Genomic DNA, 25,756 nt, shown 5'->3' with positions numbered 1-25,756 from the left:
CACTTTTAGACCATCACCAAAAAATTACATAAAAAGTGAACTTGATTTCAATTAAAATTAAGTTCAGCAACAATCATATGAAAAAATTTATCATTATTCTTTTAATTGTACAGTGTTCAAATCTGTTTGTTCAGGCGCAAGATGTGCTCTCAAACAAATACGATTTAATGCCTTGGCCTAAAGAAATTACTGAGTACTCAGACCAATTTACAATAGATCAAAATTTAACCATTGCTATAAATTCAAAAAAATCTGAACGAGTTGATAAAGCTGCTGTTCGTTTTTTAAGAAGGTTGGCTCACAGAACTGGTGTTTTTTTAGATAAAGGCTTTCCTGTTTACAATCAAAAAGGAAATATTAATTTAATTTATGATACTGCAAGTGCGTTAAACTTAAACACAGACGAAAGTTATGTTTTAGAAATATCTAAATCTAAAATAGATATAACTGCAAAATCTGATGTTGGAATTTTAAGAGGTTTAGAAACCTTATTACAGCTTACACAATTCAACAAAAAAACATATTATTTTCCAAATGTAACCATTAATGATGCTCCAAGATTTGTATGGAGAGGGTTAATGATAGATGTTTCTAGGCATTTTCAGCCTATAGCTGTAATTAAAAGAAATTTAGAGGCTATGGCTTCTGTTAAAATGAATGTATTTCACTGGCATTTAACAGACGATCAAGGATTTAGAATAGAATCTAAGGTATATCCAAAATTACAAGAGTTTGCTTCTGATGGTCTTTTTTATACCCAAAATCAAATTAAAGATGTTGTCGCTTTTGCCAACAATTTAGGAATTAGAGTAATACCAGAAATTGATGTACCTGGACATGCATCTGCAATTTTAACAGCATACCCTGAGTTAGGCAGTAAAGACAACTACACCTATTCTATAGAGCGTTTTGCTGGTGTTTTTGACCCAACTTTAGATCCTTCAAAAGAAATTACTTATACATTTTTAGAAAATTTATTTACAGAAATTACACCCCTATTTCCTGATGAATATTTTCATATTGGTGGTGATGAAAATGAAGGAAAACATTGGAGTGAAAATGAAGAAATTAAAAAGTTTAAAGAAAAACATCAACTTAAAAACAACCACGAACTACAAACTCATTTTAACATCCGATTAGAAAAAATTCTAAATAAACTAGGTAAAAAATTAATGGGTTGGGATGAAATTTTAACCCCTAACATGCCAACCACAGCAGTTATACATTCTTGGCGTGGAGAAAATGAAGGTGTTGCAAATGGCGGCTCTTTAATTGAGGCTGCAAAAAAAGGCTATCAAACAGTACTTTCAAACGGCTTTTACATAGATAGAATGTTGTCTGTTGAACATCATTATGCAGTAGATCCTATTGGTGATATTAAATTAAGTAAAGAAGAACTTTCTAAAATTTTAGGTGGTGAAGCTACAATGTGGAGCGAGCTTGTTACACCACAAACTATAGATTCTAGAATTTGGCCTAGAACTGCTGCAATTGCAGAGCGCCTTTGGTCTACAAAAGATGTGAAAGACATACATAATATGAAAAAACGCCTTTCTGTAATCTCTTATCAATTAGAAGAATTAGGGCTAACTCATATTAAAAATAGAGATGTTATTTTAAGAAGTATTAGTCATAATCAAGACATTTCTTCTTTAGAAGATTTGGTTAAAATTTGCGAGCCTTTAAAAATTTACGCAAGAAATAAAGATGGTATAGAATACAAAACCTATTCTTCATTCAGCTTATTTGCTGATGCTTGTACTGCTGATGCCCTAGATGCTAATATCTTTAATAAAAAAGTAACAAACTTTCTAAAAGTACAAAACAGGTTAAATACAGCTAACATACTTTCCTTCTTAGAAAAATGGGCTAAAAACTACGATACTTTTTCTAAATTAGAGAAGAATCCGAAAATGAGTGTTTTAGAAGATTTGTCTAAAAACTTATCTACAGCTAGCACTATTCTTAAAGAAGCTATTGAAAGTAAAAAAATTAACAACGATAGTCTGCTGGTGCTTAAAGAAGCAATTGCCTATTTAAAATTACCAGTTGCAGATACAGAAGTCGTTATTGTAACTGCTTTAGAACAACTTGAAAAGCATTGCAAAGCAAATTATAAAAAGTAAAAAGTATGATTTTAGTTGCTGATAGTGGCTCTACAAAATGCGATTGGATTCTATACAACAACAAAGAAAGTAATCCTTTAAAAATTAGAACAAAAGGTTTAAATCCTGCTGTGCTTAATAAAAAGAATTTTCTAAAAATTGTGGCATCTAGCAAAGAATTAGAAAGCATTAAAGATCGAGTTCAAGAAATTAAATTTTTTGGAGCTGGTTGTGGCTCTAAGACTAATCAGCAAAAAGTAAATGAAATTTTAACATCTTACTTTACCAATGCAAAATGCACTAGCAAAGAAGATACAATGGTTGCTGTTTTAGCTACCACTATAGAGCCTGCTGTGGTTTGTATTTTAGGTACAGGTTCTAATTGTTGTTATTTTGACGGACAAAATATACACATGAAAACCCCTGCTTTAGGCTATTTATTAATGGATGAAGCTAGTGGAAATTATTTTGGTAAAGAATTGCTTAAAAGCTATTACTATTTAACCATGCCAAAAGAATTGGCAAGCCTATTTAATACAGAGTATTCATTAAATGAAAAAGATGTTTTAAAAGGCTTGTATCAATCTAAAAGACCAAACAAATATTTGGCTGGTTTTGCCCCTTTTTTATTTAAATACCAAGAACATAAATTTATAAATGATTTACTGTTAGATGGCTTTAGAACATTTGTAAATCATCATGTTTTAAAACATCGAGAGGCTTTAAAACATGTACCTGTTCATTTTGTTGGCTCTATAGCTTTCTATGGCCAAAAACAAATAAAACAAGTGTTAGCAGAAAGAGGAATTACAGGTGGTGTTTTTATAAAAAACCCTTTAGATCACATTGTGGAACATAAAATAAACATCCATTGAAAAAAGTAGAACCTCACTTTTTTACAACTCAAAAAACCTTTCAAAATAAAAGTGTTTATAAGCGTTTTTTAAATTGGTTGAGTGGTGAATTTGATTTGTATTTACAAGATAACTCAGATTGTTTTACAGTTTATTTTCCTTATAAAAAATTGTCTGTAACCCAACTAGAAAAGGCAGATAGCTCTTTTGTTGCTCAAATTAATGTAGAGGCAAAAATTAGTCAAGAAGGTGTAAAACTAATAAATGCAGTAGATTCTTTGTATTTGCATTTGTTAAAAATGAATAGCTAAACACAAAAGTTTAACTTATTTAAGGACTAAAACTTCACTGAAAAACAGAAAGTGGATATACCTATCTTTTAATTATTCTTATTGTAATTATCATAGAGATATAGTGGTAGTGCTAGAGAAAAGCCAACAATAAATAAAGAAACCAAATACTTTATAAATTGATTTTTTTTGATTGCTTTTACTCTTAATCTATAAATAAGAAAAATTAGAAAAGATGTAGCTGCAATAGTTAAATCCGCATTTAAAATATTCATTGCATAATTCTGGTTAATTTGTTCAAAAAATAGTGAAGTAGACCATTCCCAATTGTTTGTTTCAATAAATTTAAAAATGTAGTAATAAGGATAAACTATTCCTGCAATACATAATAAGGCAAAGACTTTTTTCATACAATAAATTATTTTTATTGGTTTAAATAAATTTGTGATATGAAAGATAAGCAATATTTAATTCTGACTCATAACTAATACTGTATATAAGGTTTATGTGTTTTCTTTTAATTATCTCGTGATAAAAAATCAGCAGTGCAATATAACAATGGTTAACAGGCAACAAATAGTGGAATTATAAAATCTCAAAAAAGATTAAAAAAGAGGATTTTATAGGGATAGAAACCAAATAAAAAACCTTAATAAGCTGATTAACAGCTAATTAAGGTTTCTAAAAGTGGTCCCACATGGACTCGAACCATGGACCACCTGATTATGAGTCAGGTGCTCTAACCAACTGAGCTATAGGACCAATAATTTAGGGTGCAAATGTACTATTAATTTTAAATTATTCGCAAATAAAATTAAAGAATAATTACACTGTTCTATTCATTAACCAAGTACCAAAGTTTCTTAGGTTTGTTTTGTTTGCTTCAGAAATATCCATTTGATCTAAAGTGTCAAATGCTTTTTGAGTGTATTTCTCTATTTCTTTAGACATAAGGTAGGGTATATCATTCATTTGATAAATTCGTGTAACCTCTACTACCTTAAAACCATTATCTTTTAATTTTTTTCTGTAGAAATACTTTAATTTCTTTTTGGTATCCTTATCTGCAACTTCCAATGTTTTAAGGTACAAGAAGGTTTTTTTGTTCTCCATGATATCTCCACCAATTTGTTTACCAAAAGATTCTGGATCTCCAAAAGTGTCTAAATAATCGTCTTGGAGTTGAAAAGCCAACCCTAAGTTTAAACCAAAATCATAAATAAGATCAGCATTTTTATCATCACTCTCAGCAACAATAGCTCCCATTTTCAAAGCTGCTGCAACCAATACAGATGTCTTTAGACAAATCATATTTAAATACTCATCTATAGTTACTTTTTTACGTGTTTCAAAATCAACATCCAATTGCTGACCATCACAAACTTCTAAAGCAGTTTTACTAAATAATTTGGCCAATTTTTGAAAAACTTCTGGCTTGTAATTTTCAAAATATTTGTAAGCCAAAATTAACATTGCATCTCCAGAAAGAATGGCTGTATTAATATCCCATTTTTCATGAACTGTAGCTTTACCTCTTCTAAGAGGTGCATCATCCATAATATCATCATGCACCAAAGTAAAGTTATGAAAAACCTCTACTGCTAATGCAGCTGGTAATGCTTTATTATAATCTGCTCCAAAAATGTCTGCAGCCATTAAGGTTAAAACAGGTCTAATTCGTTTACCCCCTAATTTTAAAATATAATCTACTGGTTCGTATAAATTTTTAGGCTCTTGAACCCAATCTTTAGATTCTAAATAGGATAAAAATTCTTCTTGATAATGCTTAATGTCCAAATCTTTAAATTTTTATGTAAAAATAATGTAAAGAATTCGTAGAAATTAAATGTTATGTTAAAAAATCATTAAAACTTTGGAAACTATTTTTGTTTCTAAAGTTTCCTGTTGTACTTTTGCACCCACTTTATGAAAGATAAAATTTTAGAAAAATCGCAAGAACTGTTCTTAAACCTTGGTTTTAAGAGCGTTACTATGGATGAAATAGCCAACTCCTTAGGTATTTCTAAAAAAACTTTATACAAGCATTACTCTAACAAAACGCAATTAGTAGAACAGGTTACAGATCATCTGTTTGATAATATTTGTTGTGAGATTGATAGTGTTTATGATTTAGACCTAAACCCTATTGAAGAACTTTTTGAGATAAAAAAAGTGGTTTTACAGAATTTGAAAGATGAAAAATCGTCTCCTCAATATCAACTTCAAAAGTATTATCCAAAAATATATCTTGAACTAAAAAACAAGCAATTTGGGGTTATGCAAGGTTCTATAAAAGAAAACTTAAGTACAGGCATAGACCTTAATTTATATAGAAATGATATAGATATAGAGTTTATTTCTAGGTTATATTTTCATGGTTTAGTTGGGGTTAGAGATAGAGATTTGTTTCCTCTTCAACAATACTCTATGAACGATTTAATTACCAACTACTTAGACTATCATTTAAGAGGAATTGCCACAGATAAAGGAATAGAAGAATTAGAAAATCAATTAAACAAACAATCCGTTATTTATGAATAAATATTTTTATGTATTCTGCTTTCTAGCGTTTACATTAAATAGTAAAGCTCAAGAAGGCCCAATTAGCCTTTCTTTAGATAAAGCCATAGAATTGGCTTTAGAAAACAGCTATAATACAAGAGCAGCTGTAAACGATATTGCTTCTGCAGAGAAAAAAGTTTGGGAAACTACCACTATTGGTTTGCCTCAAATTAATGGAGCTATCGATTATCAAAACTTTTTAAAACAACCAATTACTGTTGCAGATATTAATGGTGATGGTGTAGATGAAGAGTTTGTTTTTGGTACAAAGCAGAATGTAAATGCGTCTGTTACCTTATCTCAACTTTTGTTTGATGGAACGTATTTAGTGGGTTTACAATCTGCCAAAACTTTCTTAAAAATATCTGAACAAGCCAAAGAAAAAACAGAATTGGTTACTAGAGAAGCTGTTATTAATGCGTATGGTAATGTTTTAATATCCGAAAACAGTATTTCTATTCTAAAAAACAACATTAAAATTCTTCAAAAAAATTACGATGATGCTAAAAAAATCTATGAAAACGGATTGAATGAAGAAGAGGATGTAGAACAATTAGAAATAACTTTAGGAGATGTAAAAAATCAACTAAATAGCGTATTAAGACTAAATGAAATTGCATATCAAATGCTAAACCTATCTCTAGGTAATTCTATTGATACTGAATTGGTTTTAACAGACACTTTAGATTCTTTAACCGAAGAAAACATCTCTATAAATTTAGTAGGTGAAACCTTCTTAATAGAAAATCATATTGATTATAGAATTGCCGAAAATGATAGAGAAGCAAAGCGATTAATGATGAAATTAGAGCAAAGCAAAAACTTGCCAAGTTTAAGTGCTTTTGTAAACTATGGTACACAGGCTTTTTCTAACGAGTTTAGTTTCTTTAGAGGCAGTCAAAGATGGTTTCAATCTTCATTGTTAGGTGTTAGTTTAAAAGTGCCAATTTTTAGTAGTTTGGGTAGAAGCTCTAAAATTGCACAAGCAGAAATTGCTTTAAACACGGCAGATTTAAGGTTAGAAGAAACCAAACAGCGTTTAGAATTACAAGCTAAAAAAGCAAAAAGCGATTACCAACTAAGTATAGAAAGCTATCAAACAGCAAAGAAAAATTTAGGGTTAGCAGAAAGAATAGAAAAGAAACAGCGAATTAAGTTTTTCGAAGGTATTTCTTCTAGCTTTAACTTACTACAAGCACAAACGCAATTATACACACAACAACAAAATTACATTCAATCTATGCTTAACGTTATTACTAACAAAGCAGCATTAGAAAACGCATTAAACATACCTATTAAATAATTAACCAAGATGAAAAAAATATATTCATTAGTACTTACAACCCTAATTTTATTTTCTTGTGGAGATAAAAAAGAGCAATCTATAGATAATGTAATTGCAACCAAAGACATTAAGCAAATTCGTACTAAAAAAGCTGAATTAGATCAAAAAGTGCAAGCACTTTCTAACGATATTAAAAAACTAAACACAGAAATAGAAGCGTTAGATACTATTAAAAGAGTGCCTTTAGTTACTGCAATTACTATAAAAAATGAAGTGTTTACACATTTCTTAGAATTACAAGGAAACGTAAAAACTAAGCAAAATGTCTTGATTTACCCAGAAATGCCAGGAACTTTAGAAACTGTTTTGGTAAAAGAAGGCCAAAAGGTGTATAAAGGACAAGTTTTAGCAAGAATCGATGATGGAGGTTTAGCGCAACAAGTAGCACAGCTAGAAGCAACAACTGCATTAGCAAAAACTACCTATGAGCGTCAAGAGAAATTATGGAACCAAAAAATTGGCTCAGAAATTCAATTTTTACAAACTAAAACTAACTACGAAGCTACAAAAAGCCAGTTAGCACAATTAAAAAAGCAGCTAGGCAAATCTACAATTAGAGCACCTTTTGCTGGTGTTATAGATAACGTATTTAAAGATCAAGGAACTGTAGTTTCTCCTGGTCCTGGTTCAGAAGTTTTTAGAATTGTAAACTTAGGTAATATGTTTATTGAGGCTGATGTGCCAGAATCTTACATTTCAGATATTGTACCTGGTAAAGAAGTAGAAATAGAGTTTCCTGTTTTAGGAACTACATTAGATACTAAAGTACGTCAAACAGGTAATTTTATAAATCCTGCAAACAGAACTTTTAGAGTAGAAATTGGTGTGCCAAATCAAGATAGAAGCATAAAGCCAAACTTAACTGCAAAACTTAAAATAAACGATTATACTAGCCCAGAAGCTATATTAATTCCACAAAGTATTATTTCAGAAAATGCAGAAGGTGAGCAATATGTTTACAAAATAACAGACTTAAACAACGAATTTGGAACTGCAAAACAAGTAGTTGTAAAAACAGGGAAAACACAAGGTGATGTTATAGAGATTTTAGAAGGTATTACTGTTGGTGATAAGCTAATAAAAGCAGGTGCTAGAAGCGTTAAAGATGGACAAGAAATTAAAATTTCTAAATCTTAATTAAAAAGAAGATGAATAAAAATCAACAAAATAAAACAGATAAAGAATTTAAGCTTTCTTCGTGGGCCATTAACAATAAAACCACAATGTATGTAGCTATTTTCTTGATTCTTGTGCTTGGTATCTCTGCCTACTTTAGTATGCCTAGAGAAGATTTTCCAGAAATTAAGGAAACAAAAATTTACATCAGTACTTTATATCCTGGAAATACAGCAGAGGATATAGAAAAGTTAATTACAGATCCGCTTGAAGATCAATTAAAAGGGTTAAGTGGTATTGTAGAAATAACCTCTACCTCTCAAGAAGATTATTCTATGATCATTGTTGAGTTTGATGATGATATGGATGTAGAAGTTGCTAAGCAACGTGTAAAAGATAAGTTAGATACAGAAAAAGCCTCTGAAGACTGGCCAACATTTAATGGTGCAAAAGTAGATCCTAATGCGTTCGATTTAAGTATGTCTGAAGAAATTCCATTTTTGAATATTAATATTTCAGGAGATTATCCACTTCAAAAATTAAAAGAATTTGCAGAGTATTTACAAGATGATATTGAAGATTTATCTGAGGTAAAACAAGCAGATATTAGAGGAGTACAAGACAAAGAAGTAGAAATTGCTGTAGACATCTATAAAATGATGGCTGTAGAAGTTAGTTTCGATGATATTACAAGTGCCATTCAAAGAGGTAATGTTACATCATCTGCAGGTAATTTAATTGCAAGTGGCCAAAGAAGAACTATTAGAATTCTAGGTGAGATTGATAAGCCATCAGACTTAGAAAACTTTGTTATAAAATCTGAAAGAGGTAATTCTATTTACCTAAAAGATGTTGCAACTGTAACTTTTAGAGAAAAAGACAAAACTACGTTTGCCAGAAAAGAAGGGAAACAAGTAGTAATGTTAGATGTTAAAAAACGTGCTGGTAAAAACATGGTTGCTGCTGCAGAAGAAGTAAAAGTAATTGTAGAAGAAGCCAAAGCATCATATTTTCCTTCTAACTTAGATGTAACCATAACCAATGATTTATCTGATAAAACTATTGGTCAAGTAGATGATTTAGTAAACAACATCATTTTTGGGGTTATTCTAGTAGTTATCGTTTTAATGTTTTTCTTAGGCTTTAAAAATGCACTATTCGTTGGTTTTGCAATACCAATGTCTATGTTTATGTCTCTTATGATTTTAGGAGCATTAGGTTATACACTAAACACCATGATTCTTTTCGGATTAATTATGGGGCTAGGAATGCTGGTAGATAATGGTATTGTGGTTGTAGAAAATGTATATCGTTTAATGGATGAGGAAGGTATGAGCAGAGTTGAAGCTGCCAAAAAAGGTATTGGAGAAATTGCTTACCCTATTATTATTTCTACTGTAACAACAGTTGCAGCCTTTGTTCCTTTAGGTTTATGGCCAGGATTATTTGGTCAATTCATGATATATTTCCCTATTACTTTATCAGTAGTTTTAGGTTCTTCTTTAGTAGTTGCAATTTTCTTTAACTCGGTTTTAGTATCACAATTCATGACTACTGAAGACAAAGAAATGCCACTTAATAAAATAATAAGAACCTCAGTAATAGTTGCAGGAATTGGAATTATAATTTTAATTTTTGGTGGTGCTTATAGAGCTTTAGGTACAGTAATGATTTTTACTGCTATTATGCTTTGGGTATACAGATTAATTCTAAGAAAAGCTGCCAATTATTTTCAAAGAAACACCCTAGTTTGGCTAGAAAATTTTTACGAAAAAATGTTGAAAGGAGCTTTAAAAGGCTGGAAACCTGGTTTAATTACAATTGGAACATTCTTACTCTTATTTGCTGCTTTTGGTGGTTTTGGCTGGTCTCTTTCAACGCAAAGAACAAAAGTGGAATTCTTTCCAGATAACAAACCAAATCAGGTTGTTGTTTATATTGAATATCCAGAAGGAACAGATATTTACGAAACCAATAAAATTACGAAAGAAATAGAACAACGTGTATACAGTGTTCTAAATCAAGATATGTATATGGATGGTGATCGTAACTTTATGGTAGAAAGTTCGGTTTCTCAAGTGGGTGAAGGTGCAGGAAATCCTCAAACAGATGGTGGTTCTGCTGCAGAAATGCCACATAAAGGTAAAATTACAGCTTCAATGCGTCAGTACAAATACAGACGTGGTTTAGATAGTGAAGAATTGCGTCAAAAAGTACAAGAAGCACTAACAGGTATTTATCCTGGAGTATTAATATCTGTAGAAAAAGACGCAAATGGCCCACCAACTGGTGCGCCTATTAACATTGAATTAGAAGGTAACAATTATGAAGAATTAATTGCTACTGCAGAAAGAATGCGTGCATTTGTAAATACTAGAAATGTACCTGGAATAGACGAATTAAAAATAGATGTGAATAAAGATAAACCATCTATGAAAGTAATTGTAGATCGTAAAAAAGCTGGTGAGCTAGGTGTTTCTACTGGGCAAGTTGGCCAACAATTACGTAATGCAATTTTCGGTGCAAAAGCTGGTATTTACAAAGAAGATGGAGATGATTACGATATTAACGTTCGTTTTGAAGAAGACATCAGGTATAATAAATCTGCCTTATTCAATCAAAAAATCACGTTTAGAGATATGGCTTCTGGCCAAGTAAGAGCAATACCTGTATCTGCTGTAGCTTCGCAAACCAATAGTTCTGGGTTTAGTGCCATTAAGCACAGAGATACCAAACGTGTGGTTACTGTTTACTCTCAATTAGCACCTGGTTATGTAGATGCTGCTGCTGTAGTAAATCAGATTAAAGAAGAAATGAAAAACTTTGAGGGTAAACCAGAAAACATCAATATAGATTATACAGGTCAAATTGAAGAACAAAATAAGCAACAAGCCTTTTTAGGTGGAGCATTCTTTAAAGGTTTAGCCTTAATTTTCTTTATTTTAATTTTCCAATTCAACTCGGTTTCAAAACCAGGAATCATTATGATTGCTATTTTCTTAAGCTTTATCGGAGTTTTTGGAGGTATTGTTTTAACAGGTTCTTCTTTTGTTATTATGATGACAATGATGGGTATTATATCTTTAGCTGGTATTGTAGTAAACAATGGAGTTGTACTATTAGATTATACACAACTTTTAATTGATAGGAGAAAAGAAAAATTAGGTTTAGAAGACAATGCTTACCTACCTAAAAAAGACTTGTTAGAAGCAGTAGTTAAAGCTGGTAAAGCAAGGTTAAGACCAGTATTGTTAACAGCAATTACCACTATTTTAGGTTTAATTCCTTTAGCAATTGGTTTAAACATAGATTTCTTCTCGTTATTTAGCGAGTTTGATCCTAAAATTTATATGGGAGGTGATAATGTTATTTTCTGGGGACCATTAGCTTGGACAGTTATTTACGGTCTTTTTGTAGCAACCTTCTTAACATTAATTGTTGTTCCAATTTTATTTTACTTAATTACCCAATTTAAAATGTGGTTAAGAAAGAAAACAGCAAATAATGAAGAAAAGGCTGAATTGGCTTATACAGAAAATGTAAGAATTGATGAGAAAAATCAAATCTAAACACTTATAATATTATATAAAAAATGGCTGAAGTTAAACTTCAGCCATTTTTTATTTCCCTGTTTTACTACCAATCCAAATGTTGCCTATTTTTTGAAAGTAGGTAGTTTCTCCTTCCTCATTTTCAAAAGTTCTATAAGACGATTTTATTCTACGTTTAAAATGCTTTAATAATTCGTTACTATCTCCTTCATTCACAAATTCAATTTCATCTTGTACATCTGTAGATGTAAAATAACCTTCTTCATGAGCATAAATCCAGTTAAAATCATCTAATTTATCTGCCAATTTCCCAAAATTTTGTAGCGGAATTTTTTTCTGTTTTTCTGGTCTATAAAAAGAAATCTTATAAAAATCTAATAAACCATCAATGGCACAAACTACTTGAGAGCGTTCTAAATTATTCTCAAAAAGCCATAGCACTATATGATAAGGTTTGTTTAATGTTTTAAGTTGAGCATCCCAAGCATCAAAAATTTCTATAAAACTTTCGATAATTTTAGTACGAATTTTTCCTTTTGGGGTTGGTATTTCTGAGCCAGTAACAGAAATATCACAAAAAGGACTAACATAAAACTTACTATAATATCTTTTATGATGCTCTAATTGCTCTAAATCTAATTCTTTATGATAATCTTTCCATGCATCTATTTGCTTAAAAATTTTGGCATGCCCTCTAACCTTTCTGTATCTAATCATATCAACAAATCTGTGTCTTCATGTAAATATATTTATTAAATATTAAAATAAACACGATTTTGTTTTTCGTAATTTTGATACATGTTTAAACCACAAAAAAAATCGTTTACTGTAGATGAAATTAAGCGCAAAATCGAGCAATTTTGTGTGTATCAAGACAGGTGCCATAAAGAGGTTGAACAAAAAATGCGCGATTATGAGCTAATTCCTGAGGCTAGAGAAATGATTTTGCTTAGCCTTATGCAAGATAATTTTTTAAACGAAGAGCGTTTTGCAAAAAGTTTTGCTAGAGGTAAATTCAGAATTAAAAACTGGGGAAAACAACGTATCATTAGAGAACTTAAGTTTAGAGAAATTTCTGCCTACAACATAAAAACAGCACTCAAAGAAATTGATGAACAAGAATATTTAGATACAATTTATAGAATTACAGAAAAAAGAAGTCAGTCTATTTTAGAGACAAATAGCTACAAAAAAAAGAAAAAACTTATCGATTTTTTAATGAGAAAAGGTTTTGAAAACGAGCTTATTTTTAAAACCGTAAATGATATTCTAGAAGAAACTAATTAAATGAACTCTGAAAAATAGAATCATTTTTTCTTTTAGCCATAATTACTTCTTTAATATCTTCATTAGGTATTGCCACAGATAAAATATAGTGTTTTAACGTCCATCCGTTTTCATTTCTTTCTAATACTCCAGAACCTCTACATGCACCCATCCAAGTTTTTAATAATTCATCAAACCAAGCTATAGAACCATCTTCATTAAAGTACACATTACGTTCTAAACTTTTAAAATCCCAAGCTTTACCTTTATCAAAATAAGGTTTACTAAACCCTTCAAACTCATCTTTTGTCCAATTTTCTGAGGCATCTGTACCAATAAATATTGATGTAGAATCTAATTTAGAGAAGTAGTTTTCATAATTGGCCTCAGTTGCTGCCAAATGCCAATCATCCATAAAAGTATTTACAGCTTGTTTATCTTTCGTAAAATTTACTTCAATAGTTGGCTTATTGTCCTTGGTTTTACAAGCAAATAAAATTACGAATGCAACAAAGTAAAAAGCTAGTTTTCTCATTGGTTTTTGGTTTTTTCTTCTAATTTTCGCTGTAAATTTTCATTGATTGATTTTTTAGAAACACTATCTATTTTAGTAGAATCTAAGCCAATATATTTAACATCAATATCTATGGCATCTTCAAACCTTTTCTTAGATAAAATGGTGTTTATTTTATCGTTTACAGCAGAAAATGAATTTATTATTTTTTTAGTTTGTTCATCAACTTCAGTGGCTGTAATTGCAGGTATATCTCTCATATCTACAAGCCTCAAGGTTTCATTGTGCAAAATATTTAATCGAGCTTTAAAAGAAGGTATATTAAACATTTCTGGTTTCGATTCTTTTTTTAAAGAGGCAACCAAACCCTCTAACTCTATAGAATTACTCAAAATTTCTTTTGCAGATACATTTTGAAATCGACCTAAAAATTCATCTACAGCCTTAAGTTCAGCCCAATCCTTGGTTTCTTCTTGGTAAATTGGAGATATTTTTTTTGCGGTGGCATATTTACGCACAATACTCATTGAAGGTTTGTCTTTATTTTCAACAATGGTATCTTCTTTAGTTTCATTACAAGAAATGATACAAAATAAGCCTAAAACGTAAATTATGTTTTTCAAAAGAATAAATTTGATTTGTAAAAATAAACAAATTTTAATGGTATAAATTATATAAAAATTAATAAAGTTGAGTTAAAATAATTGCGGATTTATCAGCACAATAAACGTTTAAGATATTCTATTTACGAATAACAAAATTAAGTACCTTTGTTGTTGAGAACTATTCAATTTTAAACAATGAATCCTGTAATTTTAGTTTTAGGTGCAAGTGGCCAAATTGGTACAGAATTAACGCAGAAATTGCGTAAAATTTATGGCAACACAAATGTTATTGCTTCAGATATTAGAAAAGGTAGTGATGAGCAAATGTCTTCTGGTCCTTTTGAAATTATTGATGCTACAGACAAACAAACCATTTTAGAAACAGTTATTAAATACAAGGTTACTCAAGTGTATTTATTAGCTGCAATGCTGTCTGCTACTGCAGAAAAAATGCCACAAAAAGCATGGAATCTAAATATGAATTCTCTTTTAGCTGTATTAGATTTAGCGAAAGAAAAACACATTGAGCAAGTATATTGGCCAAGTTCTATAGCTGTTTTTGGGCCATTAACCCCTAAAGAAAATACGCCTCAACAAACAGTAATGCAACCTTCTACAGTTTACGGTATAAGTAAAGTTTCTGGAGAGTTTTGGTGCAACTATTATCATGAAAAATTTGGGGTAGATGTAAGAAGTTTACGTTATCCAGGTATTATTTCTTGGAAAACAAAACCTGGAGGAGGAACCACAGATTATGCTGTAGACATTTATTTTAAAGCATTAGAAGAACAAAAGTTTGAGTGTTTCTTATCAGAAAATACACGTTTACCAATGATGTATATGAACGATGCTGTAGATGCAACCATACAATTAATGCAAGCAAAACCAGAAGATGTAAAAATTAGAACTGCTTATAATTTATCTGCCATAGATTTTACGCCTCAAGAAATTGCAGAAGAAATTAAAAAGCACATTCCTAATTTTGAAATTTCTTATAATCCTGACTTTAGACAAGCAATTGCTGATAGCTGGCCTTCATCTATAGACGATTCTGAAGCTAGAAAAGACTGGAATTGGAAACATAACTTCGACTTAAAATCTATGACAGAAGATATTCTTAACAACTTAAAAGAGCAGTAATTATTTGCTGTAAGATTTAAAAGAAATTTCGTCTAAAAAAGTGAAATTAGCACAAAACGAAATGAAAGAAATTATAACAAAAAGTCTAGAAAATACATACACTTATTTAGAATATAAAAATTTGGTTAAACACCTTTTGGCTGAAGGTAAATCTACGGGTCCAAATCAATCTGAAGCGTTAACAAATTACAGTTTGTTAAACGATAAGAGAATGAAACGTTTAGATAAAACCATAAAACTTACAGAAAACACGCAATTAGAAATTGCTAAAGTTACAGCACCACAAACTTGGCTTGTAATTACAGAAGGTTGGTGTGGAGATGCAGCACAAAACTTACCAGTAATTGCTAAAATGGCTAGTTTAAACTCTAATATTGAGCTAAAACTTGTATTAAGAGACGAAAACCTAGAGTTGATGGATTTATTCCTTACAAATGGTGGTAGGTCTATTCCTAAATTAATCATTTTAGACAACGATTTAAATGTATTGAACACTTGGGGTCCAAGGCCAAGTATTGCTACAAAAATGGTAGCAGACTATAAAGAAGAACATGGAGTTTTAGATGCCAATTTTAAACAAGACCTACAGGTTTGGTATAATAAAGACAAAGGCAAAAGCACACAGAATGATTTCGTAGAAATGATACAAAAATCATTTGTAAAAGAAGCCTAACATTTTTAAAAACCGCAAACTAAAATTAATAAGTTTGCGGTTTTTCTTTGCTTATCTTTGCAAAAAAAAGAACCATGTTTGTTGATTATACTGATATTTCTGATGATGCCAAGGTTTGGATCTATCCTTCTAGTAGAAAATTTTACAACACAGAAATTGAAGAGCTTGAAAATAAAATAAAGTCTTTTATAGATAGCTGGCAAAAAGAAGATGAAAACTTTAAAGCCTCTTACCAATTTTTACACAATAGGTTTATAGTTTTGGTTGTAGAATACAATGAAACAGCAATTTCTAACTCAGCAATGGATGCTTCTGTTTCCTTTATATTACAGTTGCAAGAAACCTACAAAGTAGATCTTTTAGACAAGATGAATGTGTGTTTTAAACAAGGTAAATTTGTACAGTATAAAGAGTTAAAAGACTTTAAAAAACTACTAAAAAATAAAGCTTTAACTGGTAAGTCAATAATTTTTGATAACCTAGTTAACAATAATTACGATTTCAAAAATTTCTGGGAAATGCCAATTGAAGATAGTTGGTACAGTCGATTTTTATAACATTTATGCTACTAGTAAATCAAATCTCTTTCAGTTATTCTAAATCTAAAATAGTTTTAGATAATTTTAATTTTACCCTAAAACAAGGAGAACATCTTTGTGTTATGGGAGAAAGTGGTTGTGGTAAATCTACCCTTTTAAAAGCTATTTATGGTTTGCTAGATTTAAATAAAGGCAACATTTATTGGAATAATGAACAAATTCTAGGGCCAGAATTTAATCTTGTGCCAGGTTTTGAGCGTTTTAAATACGTAGCCCAAGACTTTGATTTAATGCCTTATATCTCTGTATCAGAGAATATAAAAAAATACTTATCACGTTTCTATCCTGAAGAAAGTGAACGCAGAACGCAAGAGCTTTTAGAAGTGATAGAAATGAAAGCTTTCGAAAATACCAAGGTTAAAAATTTAAGTGGTGGGCAAAAGCAAAGAGTAGCTATTGCTAGAGCATTAGCTAAAGAACCTGTTCTTTTGTTGCTAGACGAACCTTTTAGTCAAATAGATAACTTTAAGAAAAACACGCTTCGAAGAAATTTATTTACCTATTTAAAAGAAAAAAATATTGCTTGTATTGTTGCTACTCATGACAAAAATGATGCGCTCTCTTTTGCTGATTTTTTAATGGTAATTAAAAACAATACCATTTTAGTAAATAATAATCCAGAAGAAATTTATAAGAATCCGAAAGAGAAATATGTAGCTTCTCTGTTTGATGACGTAAATGAATTAACTATTAACAATAACAAACAGTTACTTTATCCTCATCAAATAAAAATTGTTGACAAATCTGACTTGTTAGCTGTAGTTACCAATGCTTATTTTAAAGGAGAATTTTGGTTGATAGAAGTTGAACATAAGAACCAAACACTTTTTGTAAATCACTTACAATCAATTGCAAAAGGCACAACTGTTTATTTAGGCACAAAAAAAGTCACCTAAATATAAAATTAAGGTGACAAAAATTATAAACGATTCCATAATGACCCCTTAAAAAATTTACACCTTATGAAAAAGTTGGGGGATTATAATTTTTTCAAATTGGTATTACTACAAAATTAATAGGTTTCCCTATTCAGAAAATGTAATTCTTTGATTATTAACTGTAAAAATGGGAAAAAATTAAACTTTCTCTGTTTTTTTAAAGGTTTCTGGAGTGTAAGAAGTATGTTTTTTAAAGTACTTATAAAAGTTAGCAGGATCGTTAAAACCAAGCTTAAATGCCACCTCTTTTGCAGACATATTTGTATGAAGTATGTTCCTTTTAGCCTTTATAATAACTACCTCGTCTATGAATGCTTTTACTGGTTTATTGCTAATAAAGTTAACAATGCTATTTAATTTTTTTGATGAAAAACCCATCATATCTGCATAATCTTCTACCTTTTTTGTTTTATGGTAATTCTTTTCCACCAAGTTTTGAAACTTGATAAACTCTTGTAAATTATTATTAAGCTCTACTTTGTTAAAACCTCTAGATTTAATTCTGTGCACTAGTGATAATAATACATGCAACAAACTTCTATTAATTCTATTTGAATATTCGTCTGAAATAAAGGTAGCTTCCATTTCTAAACCCTGAGCTAATTTTATAATTTCAACCAATTCTTGATTTTCTATTTGCGTTTTTGGCGATGTTAAAAGCTCATTAAACGCTTGTATAGATTGTGCAACTTCAGCATCATTTAAATACCTGTTTAAGAAATCTTCTTTAAAAAATATTAAGTACCCTTTAGCATCACTTTTATAAAAACGATGCACTTGATTTCTTCTAATGGCTAAAAGTGTTCCTTTAGAATATTCGTAATCTGTATAATCTATATTGTGTTTTCCTTTACCCTCTGTAATTAACAATAATGTATAGTAATTTAGACTATGAAAGGTAGTCATTGTTTCTAATGGAGGATGCTTAAAAAGCTCTTGTAATCTTGCTGTACAAAAGTTTGGCTCAGTATGTACAGCACAATATTTATTAGGTAATTGTGTAATTGGCATAGTTGGGGGAGTTTACTATTAGTATAAAAGTACAAATTATTTAATAAATACTATTTCTACAGTTTTATTATTAAAAGAAAAATTCTCTTTTTCAGCTTTTCCAAGCAACATTTTACCAATAGGTGATGAAACCGAAATTGCAAAATAATCTTCTTTATCTACAGAAATTTTACCTGCAGAAATGCTTAAGAAATAGTTTCCAATATTGGTAAAAACTAAGCTACCTAAATGTGCAACTTTGGTAGATTTATAAATATCAATCTTAGATAAAATAGTATTCATTTCAGAAATTCCTGCTAATTGCTGACTCGCTTTTTCCATTTCTAATTGCAACATGGCTCTACCTGTTTCATGCTTATCGCCTGCAGAACTTTTTGCTTCAGAAGTTAACGCTTTTTGGTTTGATGATATGGTTTCTTGTACAGTTTGTAACCTATTGTTTACAAACGTATTGCAAGATTCTAAAAGTTGTTCTTTAAGTTGCATTATAGATGAAGTATTGCATAAGCACCATAATTTCCATGATGAGCTGTAGAAATAGAGGTTGGCAGTTTTTTGTTCGATTTTGTAAGATAAGGTATCCCTATTTCATTTTTATTGATGCTAATATCATCAGTAAAATTAGCCAATAAGCTTTGATTAGTTATTGTTGATTGTTGGCGTTCATCAGCAATAAAAAATGCTTTCTGAATAAGGTTTTTAGACGTTTTTTGCACAACCCAAGAATGGATGTAATCTATAGTAATAATGTAGTTTATTCTAAATTCTACATCTAAAAATTTAACCAAGGCTTCATTCTTTGAGGTGATACAACAATTAAATTTTTTAGGCGCAAAAAAGCGTTTATTATTACTTTTTATATAAGATTTGTAAGCAGCTTCTTTCATGCTCCAAAAAAGCCAAACCAACTCAAATGGTTTTTCTGAATTTCGAATTGCTTTTATTTCAGAAGCTGAAAACTGTTTCTCTAAAAACCCTTTACGTTGCCAATTGCTTTGCTTTTTTGCAAGCTTTAGATCTACGATATCATTCCCTATCATTTTGCGGCTAGCTTGGCCTCTATAATTTCAATTGCAGCTTTTACAGATAGCATTTTTTCCATAGAATCATTATCTATTTCAATATCAAATTCATCCTCTACATCTAAAACAACATCAACTAAATTGGCCGAATTTATTTTTAAATCTTTAATAAAATCTGTGTTCTCAGATAAATTGTTAAAAGCAGCTTCATCTTGCACGTAAGGCTTTACAATTTCTTTCAATTTTGCAATAAGTACTTCTTTTGTCATGGATTAAAATCAAGAATATTTTTTAAAGATAACACAAGCATTTACATCGCCAAAACCAAAACTTGCTTTTGCTATAATATTTAGTTCTTTATTTATGAATTTTGTGGGTATTTTTTCTGTGGATATTAAATTGGATATTTCAGGATGCACATCTTCACAATTGATATTTGGAAACACAAATTGATTTTTAATTTGTAAAACGGAAGCCACAGATTCTATGGCTCCAGAAGCAGCTAAACAATGCCCAATTTGTGACTTTAATGAGTTGATAAAAGGAAAATCTTGCCCTTTTCTTTGCAGTGCTTTGGTCCAATTTTCTATTTCTAAACTGTCTTTACTTGTAGCAGTTAAATGCCCATTTATAGCATCAATATGCCTTGCAGAAATAGAAGCATCTGTTATAGCATCCTCTATACATTTTTGAACGGCATCTGCATTTGGTGCAGTTAAAGTACCACCATTTCTTTGTCCTCCAGAATTAATATTACCACCTAAAACCTCTGCATAAATGGGTGCATTTCTTTCTAAAGCACTCTCTAATGATTCTAAAACTAAAGCTCCTGCTCCACTTCCTGGCACAAAACCAGAAGCTGTTTCACTCATGGGTCTAGAGCCTTTTTCTGGAGTTTCATTGTGCTTAAAGGTCATCACTCTCATCGCATCAAAACCTCCCCAAGAATACAAAGAACTATCACTTGAACTACCTACCAACATTCGTTTTGCTTTGCCTGTTTTAATGCGTTCAAAACCCATTAATAAAGCTTCTGTACCTGTAGTGCAAGCAGATGAATTTGTAGTTACTTGGTTTCCAAAACCTAAAATTCCACCTAAATAAGCCGAAATTCCACTTGCCATAGTTTGCACAACAGAAGTGCTTCCTAGTCGTCTAACTTTTTGCTCATCAATTTTGTAAATTGATTCTCTAAATTTCTCAATACCCGAAGTTCCAGTTCCAAAAATAAGTCCAGAATCATAATCTAAATAGGTATTTTCATCCACTAAAAAACCTGCGTCTTTCCAAGCATCAATTGCAGCCATACAACCATATAAAATAGAGGTACTGTTAAAGCCTCTTAATTGTAAAGCAGTTAAATATTCAAGCTTTTGTTCTTCTGTAACCTTAGGAATACCACCTATACAACAAGAAAAACCTTTCTCTTTTAGGTGTGGATGAAACTCTATACCAGACTTACCATTTTTAATAGCTTCTGTAAATTGGCCTAAACCAACTCCATTTGGAGCTACAACTCCTAAACCAGTAATTACAACTCTGTTATTCATCTTATTTTGCTATTATCATTCCTGCTATAGTTCCTCTACAAATCAACTCATTCTTGTCATTAAACATTTTAACTTTGCATTTCAATTTACTAAATCTAAAATATTCTTTTTCTGAAATTACAGTAACTTTCTCATTAGGTAAAACTGGTAAAAAGAAATCAATTTGATTTGAAGTTAGTGCAATTTGTGGTTTTTTCTCTGATGAAATTTTATCTTTTAACAAGTAAATTCCTAAACAAACTAAACCAATTTGAGCCATAGTTTCAGTAAGAATTACACCTGGAGTAATGGGATTATCTTTAAAATGACCTTCATAAAAAGATTCATTTTTTTGAAATGTGTAATTTCCTGAAATTCCATTTTCTGAGATTTCAATAAGCTCATCAACAAACAAGAACGGTTTTTGATAGGGTAATAATTCGATTATTTCTTTAAATTTCACGCTAATACATGGTATTTGGATTTGCTGATTTTTTTGGTATTTGCTGTATAGCATCCCAATGTTCGCAGATTTTACCTTTATCATCAAATCTGAAAAAATCCATTGATACATATTCATCATTTTCTGGCCAAGTTTGATGTGTATGTAGCGCAACCAAATCGCCTTCTGCAATGCATCTTACAAACTCAATAGATTTTTTAGGATATTCTTTTTGCATTCTATAGAAATAATGGATAAATCCTTCTATACCATCTGCAACATCTGGATTATGCTGTATATATTCATCTCCAACAAATTTTTCCACAGCTAATTTTGGGCTACCTAAATATGCTGTTTTGTAAAAAGCTATTGCATTTTTCTTGTTTTCTTCTAAACTCATAATCTAATTTAAACTTTCTCCTCCATCAACTTTAAGAGTAGTACCATTAATCCAAGAGGCTTCGTCTTTGCACAATAAATACACCACATTTGCAACATTCTCTGGTGTTGTTAGCTGTTGAAACGGATTTCGTTTTAACGTGTGTGCTTTAATTTCATCACTATTTGGAATTCTATTTAATGAAGCAGTGTTTGTAACTCCTGCTTGTATGCAATTGGCTCTAATACCAAACTTTGCAAATTCTAAAGCAATGTTTCTAGAAATAGCTTCTAATGCCACTTTAGCAGCAGAAACTGCAGCGTAATTTTGCCAAGGCTTGGTATTACCTTCACTTGTAAAACTGATGATTCTTGCGTCTTCTGCAAACAAATTTTTATCAAAAATGGCTTTAAACCAATCCCACAAGCTAATAGCCATAGCATTTATGGTGATTTGAAAATCATCATTCTGTAAAGTTTGACTGTCTTCTGAAACCATAGGCTTTAAATTGCCTTTTGCTATAGAATGAACCAAGGTTTTCACCTTACCTTTTTGACCTAGTTTGTCTTGTAAACTTGCTAAAACAAGATCTCTTTTATTTGTATTTAAAGCATCGATATTAAAGCTTAAGAAGTGAACATTCTCATTTTTTATTTCTTGAAATTGATTTTCAATCTCTTCTTTTTGAGACCTTGAATTTCTATGCACAACGCAAATATGTAAACCGTGTTTTGCTAGTTTTTTGGCTGTAGCTAAACCTAATCCACTAGAGCCTCCTAAAACTAACGCCCATTCGTTTTTATGTTCAAATTCTCTATTCATTTTATTTATTTTATGAGATGCTTAAACAAGTTCAACATGACAAAAATATCTTTTGTCACCATTCTAACAATATTCTTTGTGCTGAAAATCCTGGGCCAAAACTTAGCATAATTCCACGTTCGCCTTTTGCTGGATTTCTGTCCATGAATCGTTCTAAAACGTATAAAACAGTAGCACTAGACATGTTACCATACAAACGTAAAACTTCTTTTGTATCGTTTATATTTTTGCCTAAAACACCAAATAATTCTTCTACGGTTTGTACAATTTTTTTTCCTCCAGGATGAAAAATTAAGTGATCTATATTTTGAATCGTTAGGTTGTTTCTTTCTAAAAAAGGATGTATAATTTTAGGGAAATGATCTGCAATTTTTTGAGGTACTTCTTTGTCTAAAATCATTTGTAAACCAGAATTTACGAGTTTAAAACCCATCATATGTGTAGCATCATAAAAATGATACATAGCTTCATCTACAATTTTAGGGCCTTTATCTTCATCATAAGAAGATAAAATTACTGCTGATGCTCCATCACCAAAAATTGCAGCACTTACAATGTTAGTCATGGAATAATCTTCTAACTGAAATGTTGCTGTAGGTGCTTCTACTGCAACTACTGCAGCCCTCTTATTTGGGTTAGATTTTAGAAAGTTCTTAGCATAAATAATACCAGAAACACCAGCTGCACAACCCATTTCTGTAACAGGTAAACGCACAACATCTTGCTTCATTTCTAGAGAATTAATCAAATAAGCATCCATAGAAGGTATCATAATACCAGTACAACTTACAGTAATAATGTAATCTAAATCTGTAGCGTTTAAATTGGCTTTTTCTAATGATTTTTTTAAAGATTGCTCTGCTAGTTTTACAACTTCTCTAGCATAAATATTGTTTTTTTCTTCAAAAGAAGTGGCTGTAAACACTTCTTCTGGATCCATAATTGAATATCTTTTGTCTACTGCTGCACCTTCAAAAAGTTTAATTACTTTTCGCTGAAAACGCGTGTCTTGATCTTGCATCCATAGTTTTACAAAAGGAATAATATCTTTGGTTTCTCTGTAATATTTTGGAAGTTGCTTTGCAACCGAAGTTATTTTTACTGCCATTTATCTTTTTAAAATCCATAAATAACGAAAAGCCCATTTCCAACTAATATTGGGTTTTACGTTAATTTTATGAGACATTTTAACTAAATCTTTTCTCTTAAAACCTCTTAGAACTGAGGTTAAACCATCTTCAATAATCATTTTATTGCTAATGAAAATTGATAACAACATAAATAAATAATACGCTAATTTATGCCTGTGCAAATCATTTACAACTACCCCAATCTTTGTCTGATTTAAGGTATTATCTAAAAAAGAAATTAACTCCTTTTCTTTAAAGTGATGTAAAAACAAGGTTGCTAAAACAACATCAAACTTCTTGGCTTTAAAATCATCAGAAAAAATATCTTGAGTTTCGAAAGTTAGTTCTGGATATGCTGCAGATAATTCATTGGCATATGCAATTGCTGTTGGGTTTGCGTCTACACCAATCAATCTAAATTTAAAACTATGTTTTCTTCCAAATTTTGCAACATCTCTTAAAATATCTCCATGGCCACAGCCAATATCTACAATGGTTATTTCTTGCTCTTTTGAATGATTTTCTAAAATCTTTTTTAAGCCATTAATAGTTACTTTATTGCCTCCTAACCATCTGTTTATATTTTCTAATTTATCTAAAGTATCGCGTAATAAATCACCTCCAATAGAAAAATCGTCCATCAATTCTTCTTTGTCTGTTCTTTGTTTTGTACTGATAAAAAAGTCCATTATAATTTTATTGGTTTTCCATGGGTTTGTTTAATAATAATGGGCAATAAAAACGGAATTTTTCTTACCACATGTAATAAAAAATTAGCCATTTTATCATTTCTAAACAACATTGCAATAAAATGACCTGCTTTTAAACGCCATTTAAATTGTTTATTCCACTTTGAAATATACTCGTTTTCTAATTGTTTTCTTGATAAAATTTGCCCATCTAAATAATTTAGAATGAGTTTAGATGCAATTTGTGCAGATTGTATAGCCATACTCATGCCATTGCCACACAAAGGATGAATCATTCCTGCAGAATCACCACTCATAATCATATGGTTTTCTACTGGATTTTTAGTTTCAAAAGAAATTTGACTAATAGATAAAGGCTCATCAAAAATTGGTGTTGATTGTTTAAAAATAGCTCTTAAAAATTCATTCTTAAACACTTCATTTTCTTGAAAATCAGCAATATTTTTATACTTTTTAAAAGAGGAAAAGTTAGTTATATAACATAGGTTAATCACGTCTTTTTCTACTTTAGAAACGCCACAGTAACCACCTTTAAAATTATGCAGTGCCACTTTATTTGCATCGAATTTACCTCTTACATGAATTTTAACACCTAAGTAAGGTGATTTCTTTTTAATAAAATCGCGTTCTAATTTTACATCTAATAAAGAACGCTTACCAAAAGCACCAATGGCAATTTTACTGTAAAAATTCTCACTATTCTTAGTTTGAACCTCAAATATATCGTTATTAAAACGAGTTGATACAACAGTATCTTGCAGCACAATGACTCCATTTTCTTTTGCTTTTTCAGATAATATATAATCTAGTTGATAACGTGAAATTCCAAAACCTCCTAAAGGCAATTTTGCAGAAACAAGCCTGTTATTGGTTGTAGATAGCTGAAAATTATTGATTTTAACTGCTCCAAAATCAAAAGGATTGATACCTAAAAAAGACAAATAATGCAGTACTTCATTAGAAATATATTCGCCACAAACCTTGTGTTTTGGATAGCTGTTTTTTTCTATCAACAAAACCGATTTTCCAAATTTTGAAAGATGAATAGCATTGCATAGGCCTGCTAAACCACCACCAATTATAATTGTATCAAAATTTTCTGGGGTTTGTTTCATTCCTCTAATTTAACCAATAAGAAGAAAAAATGCTTGCT

General features: G+C 30.5%; 28 protein-coding genes and 1 tRNA gene. 12 read left to right on the top strand and 17 right to left on the bottom strand.

Annotation, left to right across the window (positions count from 1 at the left end; all coding sequences use genetic code 11):
• Positions 1-77 precede the first annotated feature (77 nt).
• Genes V7R38_RS04865 through V7R38_RS04855 form a run of 3 tightly spaced genes read left to right on the top strand, consistent with a single transcriptional unit; the run spans position 78 to position 3,270 of the window.
• Positions 78-2,126: a beta-N-acetylhexosaminidase gene (locus V7R38_RS04865; protein ID WP_334056277.1), complete on the top strand. Its 2,049-nt coding sequence runs from the start codon at positions 78-80 to the stop codon at positions 2,124-2,126.
• 5 nt (positions 2,127-2,131) lie between these two features.
• Complete coding sequence (locus V7R38_RS04860) at positions 2,132-2,980, top strand: N-acetylglucosamine kinase (RefSeq protein WP_334056276.1); 849 nt, start codon at positions 2,132-2,134, stop codon at positions 2,978-2,980.
• Positions 2,977-3,270 (top strand): hypothetical protein, encoded by a 294-nt coding sequence (locus V7R38_RS04855; RefSeq protein WP_015481449.1) that lies wholly within the window; start codon positions 2,977-2,979, stop codon positions 3,268-3,270. The genes V7R38_RS04860 and V7R38_RS04855 overlap by 4 nt, the downstream gene beginning before the upstream one ends.
• 68 nt (positions 3,271-3,338) lie before the next feature.
• Here the strand turns inward: V7R38_RS04855 and V7R38_RS04850 are convergent, their stop codons facing one another.
• From V7R38_RS04850 to V7R38_RS04840, 3 genes are all read right to left on the bottom strand, one after another.
• A complete protein-coding gene (locus V7R38_RS04850; protein ID WP_334056275.1) occupies positions 3,339-3,659 on the bottom strand; it encodes a DUF2834 domain-containing protein in 321 nt (106 codons plus the stop codon).
• Positions 3,660-3,937: 278 nt separating this feature from the next.
• Positions 3,938-4,011, bottom strand: a tRNA-Ile gene (locus V7R38_RS04845).
• A 63-nt stretch (positions 4,012-4,074) separates the two neighbouring features.
• On the bottom strand, positions 4,075-5,046 hold the full coding sequence (locus V7R38_RS04840) for a polyprenyl synthetase family protein (RefSeq protein ID WP_334056274.1): 972 nt from the start codon (positions 5,044-5,046) through the stop codon (positions 4,075-4,077).
• Positions 5,047-5,175: 129 nt separating this feature from the next.
• On the opposite strand from V7R38_RS04840, the gene V7R38_RS04835 reads away from it, so the two are divergent.
• From V7R38_RS04835 to V7R38_RS04820, 4 genes are read left to right on the top strand one after another with little or no spacing between them, the layout of a single operon-like run.
• The gene (locus tag V7R38_RS04835; RefSeq protein WP_334056273.1) at positions 5,176-5,790 is read left to right on the top strand and encodes a TetR/AcrR family transcriptional regulator; all 615 of its coding nucleotides are present in this window, start codon (positions 5,176-5,178) and stop codon (positions 5,788-5,790) included.
• The gene (locus V7R38_RS04830; protein WP_334056272.1) at positions 5,783-7,114 is read left to right on the top strand and encodes a TolC family protein; all 1,332 of its coding nucleotides are present in this window, start codon (positions 5,783-5,785) and stop codon (positions 7,112-7,114) included. Before V7R38_RS04835 ends, V7R38_RS04830 begins: the two co-directional genes overlap by 8 nt.
• Positions 7,115-7,123: 9 nt before the next feature.
• Positions 7,124-8,293, top strand: coding sequence for an efflux RND transporter periplasmic adaptor subunit (locus V7R38_RS04825; RefSeq protein ID WP_334056271.1), 1,170 nt, complete (start codon positions 7,124-7,126; stop codon positions 8,291-8,293).
• 11 nt (positions 8,294-8,304) lie between these two features.
• Entirely contained in the window at positions 8,305-11,841 is a 3,537-nt protein-coding gene (locus V7R38_RS04820; RefSeq protein ID WP_334056270.1) for an efflux RND transporter permease subunit, read from the top strand.
• 51 nt (positions 11,842-11,892) lie between these two features.
• Here the strand turns inward: V7R38_RS04820 and V7R38_RS04815 are convergent, their stop codons facing one another.
• Entirely contained in the window at positions 11,893-12,540 is a 648-nt protein-coding gene (locus V7R38_RS04815; protein ID WP_334056269.1) for a hypothetical protein, read from the bottom strand.
• 81 nt (positions 12,541-12,621) lie between these two features.
• Here V7R38_RS04815 and V7R38_RS04810 point away from each other — a divergent pair, with 81 nt between their 5' ends.
• Complete coding sequence (locus V7R38_RS04810) at positions 12,622-13,110, top strand: regulatory protein RecX (protein WP_334056268.1); 489 nt, start codon at positions 12,622-12,624, stop codon at positions 13,108-13,110.
• On the opposite strand, the gene V7R38_RS04805 is transcribed toward V7R38_RS04810, so the two are convergent.
• Entirely contained in the window at positions 13,103-13,624 is a 522-nt protein-coding gene (locus V7R38_RS04805; RefSeq protein ID WP_334056267.1) for a nuclear transport factor 2 family protein, read from the bottom strand. The two genes, V7R38_RS04810 and V7R38_RS04805, sit on opposite strands and share 8 nt — an antisense overlap.
• Entirely contained in the window at positions 13,621-14,226 is a 606-nt protein-coding gene (locus tag V7R38_RS04800; RefSeq protein ID WP_334056266.1) for a hypothetical protein, read from the bottom strand. Before V7R38_RS04800 ends, V7R38_RS04805 begins: the two co-directional genes overlap by 4 nt.
• Positions 14,227-14,403: 177 nt before the next feature.
• Between V7R38_RS04800 and V7R38_RS04795 the strand changes: the two genes are divergently transcribed.
• The 4 genes from V7R38_RS04795 (at position 14,404) to V7R38_RS04780 (ending at position 17,516) form a co-directional block, all read left to right on the top strand.
• Positions 14,404-15,348 (top strand): NAD-dependent epimerase/dehydratase family protein, encoded by a 945-nt coding sequence (locus tag V7R38_RS04795; protein WP_334056265.1) that lies wholly within the window; start codon positions 14,404-14,406, stop codon positions 15,346-15,348.
• Between the two features lie 61 nt (positions 15,349-15,409).
• A complete protein-coding gene (locus tag V7R38_RS04790; protein ID WP_334057114.1) occupies positions 15,410-16,021 on the top strand; it encodes a thioredoxin family protein in 612 nt (203 codons plus the stop codon).
• Positions 16,022-16,095: 74 nt separating this feature from the next.
• Positions 16,096-16,578 (top strand): ABC transporter ATPase, encoded by a 483-nt coding sequence (locus V7R38_RS04785; protein WP_334056264.1) that lies wholly within the window; start codon positions 16,096-16,098, stop codon positions 16,576-16,578.
• 5 nt (positions 16,579-16,583) lie between these two features.
• Positions 16,584-17,516: an ABC transporter ATP-binding protein gene (locus V7R38_RS04780; RefSeq protein ID WP_334056263.1), complete on the top strand. Its 933-nt coding sequence runs from the start codon at positions 16,584-16,586 to the stop codon at positions 17,514-17,516.
• A gap of 180 nt (positions 17,517-17,696) precedes the next feature.
• Here the strand turns inward: V7R38_RS04780 and V7R38_RS04775 are convergent, their stop codons facing one another.
• From V7R38_RS04775 to V7R38_RS04725, 11 genes are read right to left on the bottom strand one after another with little or no spacing between them, the layout of a single operon-like run.
• Positions 17,697-18,569 (bottom strand): AraC family transcriptional regulator, encoded by an 873-nt coding sequence (locus V7R38_RS04775; protein ID WP_334056262.1) that lies wholly within the window; start codon positions 18,567-18,569, stop codon positions 17,697-17,699.
• A gap of 36 nt (positions 18,570-18,605) precedes the next feature.
• A complete protein-coding gene (locus tag V7R38_RS04770) occupies positions 18,606-19,055 on the bottom strand; it encodes a 3-oxoacyl-ACP synthase (protein ID WP_334056261.1) in 450 nt (149 codons plus the stop codon).
• A complete protein-coding gene (locus V7R38_RS04765; RefSeq protein WP_334056260.1) occupies positions 19,055-19,609 on the bottom strand; it encodes a 4'-phosphopantetheinyl transferase family protein in 555 nt (184 codons plus the stop codon). Before V7R38_RS04765 ends, V7R38_RS04770 begins: the two co-directional genes overlap by 1 nt.
• Positions 19,606-19,860, bottom strand: a complete 255-nt coding sequence (locus tag V7R38_RS04760; RefSeq protein ID WP_015481467.1) for an acyl carrier protein — start codon at positions 19,858-19,860, stop codon at positions 19,606-19,608. The genes V7R38_RS04765 and V7R38_RS04760 overlap by 4 nt, the downstream gene beginning before the upstream one ends.
• 9 nt (positions 19,861-19,869) lie before the next feature.
• A complete protein-coding gene (locus tag V7R38_RS04755; protein WP_334056259.1) occupies positions 19,870-21,141 on the bottom strand; it encodes a beta-ketoacyl-[acyl-carrier-protein] synthase family protein in 1,272 nt (423 codons plus the stop codon).
• 1 nt (position 21,142) lies between these two features.
• Positions 21,143-21,583 carry a 3-hydroxyacyl-ACP dehydratase FabZ family protein gene (locus tag V7R38_RS04750; RefSeq protein ID WP_334056258.1) on the bottom strand — a complete coding sequence of 147 codons (441 nt, stop codon included), beginning with the start codon at positions 21,581-21,583 and terminating at the stop codon, positions 21,143-21,145.
• Position 21,584: 1 nt separating this feature from the next.
• The gene (locus tag V7R38_RS04745) at positions 21,585-21,962 is read right to left on the bottom strand and encodes a nuclear transport factor 2 family protein (RefSeq protein WP_334056257.1); all 378 of its coding nucleotides are present in this window, start codon (positions 21,960-21,962) and stop codon (positions 21,585-21,587) included.
• A gap of 3 nt (positions 21,963-21,965) precedes the next feature.
• Positions 21,966-22,763, bottom strand: coding sequence for an SDR family oxidoreductase (locus tag V7R38_RS04740; RefSeq protein WP_334056256.1), 798 nt, complete (start codon positions 22,761-22,763; stop codon positions 21,966-21,968).
• Between the two features lie 55 nt (positions 22,764-22,818).
• Positions 22,819-23,871: a type III polyketide synthase gene (locus V7R38_RS04735; protein WP_334056255.1), complete on the bottom strand. Its 1,053-nt coding sequence runs from the start codon at positions 23,869-23,871 to the stop codon at positions 22,819-22,821.
• Positions 23,872-24,582, bottom strand: a complete 711-nt coding sequence (locus tag V7R38_RS04730) for a methyltransferase domain-containing protein (protein WP_334056254.1) — start codon at positions 24,580-24,582, stop codon at positions 23,872-23,874.
• A complete protein-coding gene (locus tag V7R38_RS04725; RefSeq protein WP_334056253.1) occupies positions 24,582-25,718 on the bottom strand; it encodes an NAD(P)/FAD-dependent oxidoreductase in 1,137 nt (378 codons plus the stop codon). Before V7R38_RS04725 ends, V7R38_RS04730 begins: the two co-directional genes overlap by 1 nt.
• Positions 25,719-25,756: the final 38 nt, after the last annotated feature.

Origin of the sequence: Polaribacter sp. P097, from assembly GCF_036864555.1 — a bacterium.
In the GTDB taxonomy this organism is placed as follows: Bacteria; Bacteroidota; Bacteroidia; order Flavobacteriales; family Flavobacteriaceae; genus Polaribacter.
This window is presented reverse-complemented; position numbering and strand designations above follow the sequence as displayed.

Bases quoted from the DNA above. Each gene is read 5' to 3' on its own strand.
- V7R38_RS04745 (WP_334056257.1), bottom strand. From the start codon at position 21,962: ATGAGTTTAGAAGAAAACAAGAAAAATGCAATAGCTTTTTACAAAACA.
- V7R38_RS04820 (WP_334056270.1), top strand. From the start codon at position 8,305: ATGAATAAAAATCAACAAAATAAAACAGATAAAGAATTTAAGCTTTCT.
- V7R38_RS04775 (WP_334056262.1), bottom strand. From the start codon at position 18,569: ATGCCAATTACACAATTACCTAATAAATATTGTGCTGTACATACTGAG.
- V7R38_RS04740 (WP_334056256.1), bottom strand. From the start codon at position 22,763: ATGAATAGAGAATTTGAACATAAAAACGAATGGGCGTTAGTTTTAGGA.
- V7R38_RS04760 (WP_015481467.1), bottom strand. From the start codon at position 19,860: ATGACAAAAGAAGTACTTATTGCAAAATTGAAAGAAATTGTAAAGCCT.
- V7R38_RS04850 (WP_334056275.1), bottom strand. From the start codon at position 3,659: ATGAAAAAAGTCTTTGCCTTATTATGTATTGCAGGAATAGTTTATCCT.
- V7R38_RS04735 (WP_334056255.1), bottom strand. From the start codon at position 23,871: ATGGCAGTAAAAATAACTTCGGTTGCAAAGCAACTTCCAAAATATTAC.
- V7R38_RS04770 (WP_334056261.1), bottom strand. From the start codon at position 19,055: ATGCAACTTAAAGAACAACTTTTAGAATCTTGCAATACGTTTGTAAAC.
- V7R38_RS04725 (WP_334056253.1), bottom strand. From the start codon at position 25,718: ATGAAACAAACCCCAGAAAATTTTGATACAATTATAATTGGTGGTGGT.
- V7R38_RS04790 (WP_334057114.1), top strand. From the start codon at position 15,410: ATGAAAGAAATTATAACAAAAAGTCTAGAAAATACATACACTTATTTA.
- V7R38_RS04795 (WP_334056265.1), top strand. From the start codon at position 14,404: ATGAATCCTGTAATTTTAGTTTTAGGTGCAAGTGGCCAAATTGGTACA.
- V7R38_RS04825 (WP_334056271.1), top strand. From the start codon at position 7,124: ATGAAAAAAATATATTCATTAGTACTTACAACCCTAATTTTATTTTCT.
- V7R38_RS04785 (WP_334056264.1), top strand. From the start codon at position 16,096: ATGTTTGTTGATTATACTGATATTTCTGATGATGCCAAGGTTTGGATC.
- V7R38_RS04805 (WP_334056267.1), bottom strand. From the start codon at position 13,624: ATGAGAAAACTAGCTTTTTACTTTGTTGCATTCGTAATTTTATTTGCT.
- V7R38_RS04830 (WP_334056272.1), top strand. From the start codon at position 5,783: ATGAATAAATATTTTTATGTATTCTGCTTTCTAGCGTTTACATTAAAT.
- V7R38_RS04780 (WP_334056263.1), top strand. From the start codon at position 16,584: ATGCTACTAGTAAATCAAATCTCTTTCAGTTATTCTAAATCTAAAATA.
- V7R38_RS04755 (WP_334056259.1), bottom strand. From the start codon at position 21,141: ATGAATAACAGAGTTGTAATTACTGGTTTAGGAGTTGTAGCTCCAAAT.
- V7R38_RS04810 (WP_334056268.1), top strand. From the start codon at position 12,622: ATGTTTAAACCACAAAAAAAATCGTTTACTGTAGATGAAATTAAGCGC.
- V7R38_RS04835 (WP_334056273.1), top strand. From the start codon at position 5,176: ATGAAAGATAAAATTTTAGAAAAATCGCAAGAACTGTTCTTAAACCTT.
- V7R38_RS04765 (WP_334056260.1), bottom strand. From the start codon at position 19,609: ATGATAGGGAATGATATCGTAGATCTAAAGCTTGCAAAAAAGCAAAGC.
- V7R38_RS04860 (WP_334056276.1), top strand. From the start codon at position 2,132: ATGATTTTAGTTGCTGATAGTGGCTCTACAAAATGCGATTGGATTCTA.
- V7R38_RS04730 (WP_334056254.1), bottom strand. From the start codon at position 24,582: ATGGACTTTTTTATCAGTACAAAACAAAGAACAGACAAAGAAGAATTG.
- V7R38_RS04865 (WP_334056277.1), top strand. From the start codon at position 78: ATGAAAAAATTTATCATTATTCTTTTAATTGTACAGTGTTCAAATCTG.
- V7R38_RS04815 (WP_334056269.1), bottom strand. From the start codon at position 12,540: ATGATTAGATACAGAAAGGTTAGAGGGCATGCCAAAATTTTTAAGCAA.